The following is a 6,621-nucleotide window of genomic DNA, read 5'->3' on the forward strand; positions in this document are numbered from 1 at the left end:
CAAGATTGTCGGATCTACGACAAAATCTGAGCGGTCGACGCGGGTTCGATCGTCTATAAATCCTCGTGCGGGTGCACGTTATCCGGAACCTTGAGGAAGGATTGTAAAAATTCTCCCATGCCCAGTTTTTCCAAAGCGTCCACGATCATTCCCGTGTAATTGATCGAAGACTGAAATTTTTCGAATTCCAAACGCACCCTAAGTTTTTGAATATGAAGATAGAGTTTCAATTCCTCCATGCTCATATCGGAAGGATCCTTTCCGAGAAAACGATCGCTTCCGTCGAACGGATTCAAATCCGGAAATTCCTTCATGAACGATCCTTGATCTTAAGAGAAGACGCGGCCAACCAAAGGAAGATAACGGAGAGAAAAAAACTCGTGCCGCCCGTTCCGAGGCTTGCAATGAGAAAGTCCCCTCCGGTGATTCTATACAATAAGACGAACAACGCCCCGAGCAAGCCGATCGAACCGAACGCGAGAAAGAACAAGCCGATCTTTAGAAAGATGTAGGCTTGTATTCCCGCTTGAAATCTTTTTGTTAAGAATTTTTGTCCGTAGAGAAGTAGGGTTTGGAAGTATTCCAGGATGGAATCCACCAAAGAGAGGAAATGCGATTTGAGATCGTTTCCCCTTTTCGTATATTCGTTGTCATACGATTCCTGCGAGGAATCCTGTTTTCTTTTTTTTGCCATCGGTTCCCGGTGGATGATTATTTTCTGCGAATCAGCATTCCGACGAGAAGCCCGAGTCCGAGACCCACTCCGAGTCCGATCAACGCCGCTTTCTGAGGATTTTCCTTGATGTATGTTCCGGTTTCATCAATAATTTGTTTCGCCTTTTCGGAAGTGTCTCCGGAGATCTGTTTGATCTTTTCTTTGAGATCGGAAACGTGCTCCAAGTATTCTTCGCGGGCTTTTCCGGTGATTCTTTTCGCTTTGTCCTTTAAGGATTCTACTTCTTCATTGAAATCTTCCGCTCTGGATGTCATGGATGATTCCTCCCGATTCTTTTTCTAAGTTTTCCATCTGTGGAATCAACCACTTTCACCGTTTCGGGATTAGGTTTTTCTCTCGAATTTTGAAGTCTAAATAAAAGAATGGAAGAATCCATTCCAGAAAAGGCGGAATGTCCGGAACCTTTCCGTTCGGCGAAGAATCGAACGAAAACGAACCTTCGTTCCCAAGTGAAAATCTTTCGCGTAACAATCAATCCTAAGACCAGGACAAACGTATGAATTGGATCAGCAAGCTGGTTCGTCTCAGAAGACGTCAAAAGCAGAGAATCTTCAATAAGGCGTATCGCCAAGCACTGAAATTGATGAAAAGGGAATTCAAAGCCGAGAGGGACAGACATCTTCAAGCGGAGAAAGAACTCGAAAAATATTATAGAAAAGACGTAGATACCGAAGCGAAGAAGACACGGAAAAAAATCCAGGAATTGGATAACTTCAAACTTCTTCTTGAAAGAAGGGAGATGGAATTGGATTCCAAGATCGTGTTCTTAAACGAACAGCTTCAAAAGATCGAAGAGCTCAAAGCGAGAATGGACGGCGCGGTCAATCTTATGGCGAGAGCCGGATCTCTTTCCAACGGCGCGGTCGACGACGCGGAAAAAATCAAACAAACCCTCAAAAAGGTTTTCTAATTTTTTATGACTTCTTCGGAACTGAACGATCTCAAGGAAAAAATTCCTTCGGGATGGGAAGTGCGGTTCCGAGACGAGGTTCCATTCTTATCAAAGACCTATTCGTTTAACAATTACTTAAGCGGTGTGAAGTTCGTGGACGCGATCGCAAACATCGCCGAAGAAATGGATCATCATCCCGATATTCTTCTCGTGTATCGAAAGGTTACCGTTGAAATTTTCACTCATTCTAAAAAGACGATCACGGATTTGGATCTTCGTTTCGTTCACGAAGCCGAGAAGGTCTACAAAGGTTGATCCCTAAGCGTTCATTTAAGGCGGCGCTCATCTTACTCGGCGACTTCGTTTAACAAAAAAGCCCGGTTTAGACCGGGCTTTTGCTTTATAGGGGCGCGAACTTCGAGTTCGCTTTAAAAGCTTGTTTTTTAAACGGAAATCAATCGGGAATTACGATATTGTCGTAGTTATCCGTAAAACGGTAACCGATTCCCCAGATCGTTTCGATCCATTCGGGTTGAGCGGAATTCTTTTCGAGTTTGGAACGGATTCTTTTTACGTGAGAATCGATCATTCTTTCAAAGCCGTCCCATTCCATTCCCCAAACAGCTTCGAGGATCATTTCTCTGGAGAAAACTTTGCCCGGAGAAGCCGCCATCAGTTGCAGAATATCGAATTCTTTTCTGGAGATGTTTACGATGTTGTCTTTCAGGGTCACTCTTCTACGAACCGGATCGATCTTCAAAGAGCCGCGGATGATTTCACCGCTTGCGCCGACGTTCGGTTTGATTCCCGCTTTTTTGTCCCATCTACGGAAAAACACGTCCACTCTTGTCTTGAGTTCGCGAACGGAAAAGGGTTTCGTAATGTAATCATCAGCGCCCAATTCCAGTCCCATAATTCTGTCGATTTCTTCGTTTCTTGCCGTAACGATGAAAATCGGAGTGTTTTCATCGTTACGTCTTACCGTCCTACAAACTTCGATTCCATCTATGTCGGGAAGGGAAAGATCTAAGATAACCATGTCGGGATGATTGGCTTTGTAGAATTTGAGGCCTTCTTCGCCGCTCGTTTGAAGAGTAGTAGAGTAGTGCGCCGAATCCAAGGATTTTCGGATTAAATTTCCGATATCCGGATCGTCTTCTATGACTAAAATTGTTTTCATTATCAAGCCCCCGTCAGAGATTAGAGGATAAAATTACCTTATCTGCAACAGATAAAACCGATGAAATGTTAATAAAGGAATTTTTTTTATTCGCCACAATTTTACCAGATTCTCAAGCGAATCATGAATTTGAGAATCCCGGTTTCTTCGACGAACGATGATAAAACTATGGTTTGTGGTAAATTATAATCAAATATTATATAAGTTTGAAAGTGTGTAAAAAATCATGAGTAACGCGTTGTCTTATCCGCTCACATGGGCGATCCTTTCGGTGAACGAAGACGGTCTCGATTCGGAGTCCGTTACTCGTCAATTGGACCTCAAACCCGATTTCAGTACTCCAAGAGCCGCGACGGACAAGGAAGGAAGCCCTTTGGGTTTCGGCCACTGGCAATTGCATTCCACTTTGGACGCGCAAGCTCCATTAGAAGATCATATTCTTCAAATATTGGAAAAGGTTCTTCCTTCCCGCCATAAGGTGAAGGAGTTCGCGACCAAACATCCGCTTTGTATGTATGTCTCCGTCGAGTTCTCGGATTATTCTCAAAAGGAAACGGAGATTTCTTCGAAGCTCCTTCTTCTATTGGGAAACTTAGGAATCAAACTGGTCTTTCAACCTTGGAAGAGGGACGAAAAGAGAAGGCGTTCAGAAGATTAGAATGGCTTTGTCCATTCTATAAAATCGGATCAGCTTTTTAAACGAGGCGCTGGCCCCGGTGATCACCAAGGTTCTGTTTTTCAAACGAAGATCGAACGCAAACGAAAGAATTTTCATCGCGACCGGAAGCGGCAAAATCTTGACTCCGCTCAGATTGATTTTCACATGAAGACTGGATTGATAGAATACGAGCGCGAACACGGATTTTAATTCGTCGAAAGCCAACTCGTCGAAGGACGCGACCAAAGGAATCACCTCGGTCGACTGACGGTTTTTTCGAATTTCAAAATGTTCGTATCTCTGAATCGGATCCACAAGGTCATTGCTTCGCGTTTTTAAAAACGAATCAAGAGGAAAACGAAACTCAGATGAACGAACTCAGTCGAGAGATGCTCGTCAAACGATCCAAATTCTTATCCGCGATCCGCAGATTTTTCGAGGAAAGGGATTATTTGGAAACGGACACTCCCTTTCTCAAAGGTATACCTTCGATGGAACCGTATCTCGATCCTTTTTTGGTACATTCTCCCTCGAAAAAAGAAAAGGGTTATCTCATTACATCTCCTGAATATTCCCTCAAAGAAATTTTGTCCAAGGGTTTGGAAAGAATCTACGAGATCGCTCATACGTTTCGTTCCGGCGAGGAAGGAAGTCCGTATCACAGCGCCGAGTTTTTGATGTTGGAATTTTATACGGTCGGAATGAAACTCGATGGTCTGATGGATTTCTGCACGGAACTTTTGGAGTTTTTGAATCGGGAATTTCATCCTTTCGGTTTTGATCCGAAGAACATACGGAGAATCTCCGTGGAAAACGCCCTCAAAGAATTCGCGGGTTGCGGAATTTCCAAAGAGGAACTCGATCGAACGATTTCGCTTAACAAATTGAGCGAGATCCCCGCGGAAAAAAGAGCTTACGAAGATTCGTTTTTTATTGTATTCTTAAACTTAGTGGAGGCGCATCTTCCGAAAGGTTTTACTTTTTTATACGATTATCCGCCGGAACTCGCGGCTCTTTCCAAAATCGAATCCGGTTTCGGGAAACGTTTCGAGTTGTATTACGGAAATCTGGAATTGGGAAACGCGTTTCAGGAACTGACCGATCCGATCGAACAGATCTTCCGCTTTCGTTCCGAACAGGAACTCCGAAAGAATTTAGGGAAGGAAGTTTTCGAGATCGATGGCGGTTTGGAACGCGCGCTCAAGGAGGGGATTCCGGATTGCTCGGGAATTTCGATCGGCTTGGATCGACTTTTACTTTGTGTTCTCGGCGGGAATTCTCTTCGGGAAATCAGTCCATATTACGGTAAGTTCTGAGCGTTCCGCATTCAATTTCGGTCTTCTCGGGACCGAACTTATAATAGAGAGTAAAACTTTGGTTGCAGGGAAAGAATTCTTCCCTAAATCTTGGTGCGGCGGGGATCCATGGCGAAAAAAGAGAACTACTACGTAACTATCAAAGGTAGAAAATACGATCGAGAGTTGATTAAACTCGCGGAAGAATTCACTTCCGGCAAACGCGATGGAAGAATTTCGGTTAACGACGCGAAACAACTTTTAAAGGCCGTCAAAGATAACAACAGTTATACGGACATAGAAAAACATACGATCGAATACATCCGCGAGAATTTTAAATTCACCGAAAAATCGGACGAATGGTTCCGCACCGAAATCCGCAAGTGGGCTTCTAAAAAAGTCCAAGAGGCGAAGAAGAAGGGCGCGGGTTCCGAGTCCATCGTCGTTGACGAGGAAGAAGCTCCGGACGCGAACTTTCCTTCCAGTTGGTCTGAAGACAAGGGCAACGTCTACGAAACTCCCGCAAAAGAATATACGAATTACATTCCGACTCCTTCCGCAAAACCGCATCTGAAAAAGGACAAAACCGTTCCGATCCTGATCTTTCTGGCGGGGCTTTTGATTCTTACGGGATTGATCTATTTCTTTTGGACCTTATTCTCCGGTGAAAACAAAAACCGCTCCGAGGAATATGCTAAATCCAAAACGAAATCCTCCGTCGTAATCTCCGAAAAATCCAAGGGAGAAAAGGAAGAATCTTCGGCGGCCGCATCCACGGTGAAAATCGAAGACGGGAAAACCGAAACCGTAAAAGGTCCGGTTGCGATTCTCAAATCGAAAGAGGAAAAACAACCCGAAGCAAAGTCTTCTTTCTCTTGGTTCGGAAAGAATAACTCGGAAGAACTTTCCTCCAATCCGAAGTTTAGAGAAGTGGAATCGAAGGTGATCCGCTTTGAAAAAAACAGCATTCAGGTTCACAAAGAATCGAGACCGAGTCTCAACCTGGTTTCTCGATGGATGAAGGACGATTCTTCCATTCGAGTGAAAATCATAGGTCATACTTCTTTGGAAGGAACCGAGGCCGCGAACCAAAAGGTTTCTCAACTCCGCGCCGAAATGGTCCGCGATTATCTTACGGGTAACGGAATTTCCAAGGATCGTTTCGAGATCGTCGCCAAAGGTGCGAGTGTTCCCATCGGAGACAACTCCAAGGAAGATGGAAAAGAGCAAAATCGCCGCGTCGAACTTAGAATTCGGAACTGAATTAAAAAATCCTATACAAACTACATGCTTGAAAGAGCATGATTTTATAACTTGTCCCAACCACCAACCTTTCTGAGGCTCGGAAAGTTTGCCGACTCCAATACGCACGCACTCCGGGCTTGTCTAAGGTTCTTGTCCTCCTCGATGAACTTTCAGGGCATTCTTGGGGCGGGTAATTATCTACGGAGAAAACAATGGCATTCGATATAGAAATGATTCGCGCCCGATACGCTAAGATCGGGGATCTAGTTACAAAAGCGAGAAACGTTGTTGGAAGACCTCTTACTCTTACCGAAAAAATTCTTTATTCCCATCTCTGGGAAGGCGAACCGAAAACAGCTTACGAAAAAGGAAAGTCTTACGTAGACTTCGCTCCCGACAGAGTCGCGATGCAGGACGCTACGGCTCAGATGGCACTTCTTCAGTTTATGTCCGCAGGAAGAAACAAGGTTGCGGTTCCTTCTACCGTTCATTGCGATCACTTGATCCAAGCGAAGGACGGAGCGAACGAAGATTTAAAAACTGCGAACACAGTGAACAAAGAAGTCTATGACTTTCTTTCTTCCGTTTCGAACAAATACGGAATCGGTTTTTGGA

11 protein-coding genes are annotated in these 6,621 nt (G+C 44.3%); 6 read left to right on the top strand and 5 right to left on the bottom strand.

The genetic code is table 11. From position 1 onward, the window contains the following. Window positions 1–53: 53 nt before the first annotated feature. The 3 genes from CH367_RS20615 to CH367_RS20625 are packed head-to-tail and all read right to left on the bottom strand — an operon-like array spanning window position 54 to window position 990. On the bottom strand, window positions 54–314 hold the full coding sequence (locus CH367_RS20615) for a hypothetical protein (protein ID WP_100764390.1): 261 nt from the start codon (window positions 312–314) through the stop codon (window positions 54–56). Further along, window positions 311–694 carry an LBF_4227 family protein gene (locus CH367_RS20620; RefSeq protein ID WP_100764391.1) on the bottom strand — a complete coding sequence of 128 codons (384 nt, stop codon included), beginning with the start codon at window positions 692–694 and terminating at the stop codon, window positions 311–313. The genes CH367_RS20615 and CH367_RS20620 overlap by 4 nt, the downstream gene beginning before the upstream one ends. A gap of 17 nt (window positions 695–711) precedes the next feature. Then, a complete protein-coding gene (locus CH367_RS20625; protein ID WP_010572562.1) occupies window positions 712–990 on the bottom strand; it encodes a DUF883 family protein in 279 nt (92 codons plus the stop codon). 242 nt (window positions 991–1,232) lie between these two features. On the opposite strand from CH367_RS20625, the gene CH367_RS20630 reads away from it, so the two are divergent. Together CH367_RS20630 and CH367_RS20635 are read left to right on the top strand one after the other, a co-directional pair. Next, on the top strand, window positions 1,233–1,646 hold the full coding sequence (locus CH367_RS20630; protein WP_010572560.1) for a hypothetical protein: 414 nt from the start codon (window positions 1,233–1,235) through the stop codon (window positions 1,644–1,646). Window positions 1,647–1,652: 6 nt separating this feature from the next. After that, window positions 1,653–1,943, top strand: a complete 291-nt coding sequence (locus CH367_RS20635) for a 4a-hydroxytetrahydrobiopterin dehydratase (RefSeq protein ID WP_100764392.1) — start codon at window positions 1,653–1,655, stop codon at window positions 1,941–1,943. A gap of 139 nt (window positions 1,944–2,082) precedes the next feature. Here CH367_RS20635 and CH367_RS20640 read toward each other — a convergent pair whose 3' ends face one another. After that, on the bottom strand, window positions 2,083–2,808 hold the full coding sequence (locus CH367_RS20640) for a response regulator transcription factor (protein WP_069609813.1): 726 nt from the start codon (window positions 2,806–2,808) through the stop codon (window positions 2,083–2,085). Between the two features lie 238 nt (window positions 2,809–3,046). Here CH367_RS20640 and CH367_RS20645 point away from each other — a divergent pair, with 238 nt between their 5' ends. Continuing rightward, window positions 3,047–3,466 (top strand): DUF4279 domain-containing protein, encoded by a 420-nt coding sequence (locus tag CH367_RS20645; RefSeq protein WP_208862023.1) that lies wholly within the window; start codon window positions 3,047–3,049, stop codon window positions 3,464–3,466. Here CH367_RS20645 and CH367_RS20650 read toward each other — a convergent pair. Further along, a complete protein-coding gene (locus CH367_RS20650; protein WP_100764394.1) occupies window positions 3,455–3,781 on the bottom strand; it encodes an anti-sigma factor antagonist in 327 nt (108 codons plus the stop codon). The genes CH367_RS20645 and CH367_RS20650 overlap by 12 nt on opposite strands. A 53-nt stretch (window positions 3,782–3,834) precedes the next feature. On the opposite strand from CH367_RS20650, the gene epmA reads away from it, so the two are divergent. The 3 genes from epmA to CH367_RS20665 form a co-directional block, all read left to right on the top strand. Further along, entirely contained in the window at window positions 3,835–4,782 is a 948-nt protein-coding gene (gene epmA, locus CH367_RS20655) for an EF-P lysine aminoacylase EpmA (RefSeq protein ID WP_100764395.1), read from the top strand. Between the two features lie 108 nt (window positions 4,783–4,890). Then, a complete protein-coding gene (locus tag CH367_RS20660; protein WP_100764396.1) occupies window positions 4,891–6,024 on the top strand; it encodes an OmpA family protein in 1,134 nt (377 codons plus the stop codon). A gap of 194 nt (window positions 6,025–6,218) precedes the next feature. Then, window positions 6,219–6,621, top strand: a 403-nt coding sequence (locus CH367_RS20665; protein WP_244284668.1) for an aconitase family protein, incomplete at its 3' end; no start/stop codon positions are given.

The sequence above is a fragment of the Leptospira barantonii genome (assembly GCF_002811925.1).
Lineage (GTDB): Bacteria > Spirochaetota > Leptospiria > Leptospirales > Leptospiraceae > Leptospira > Leptospira barantonii.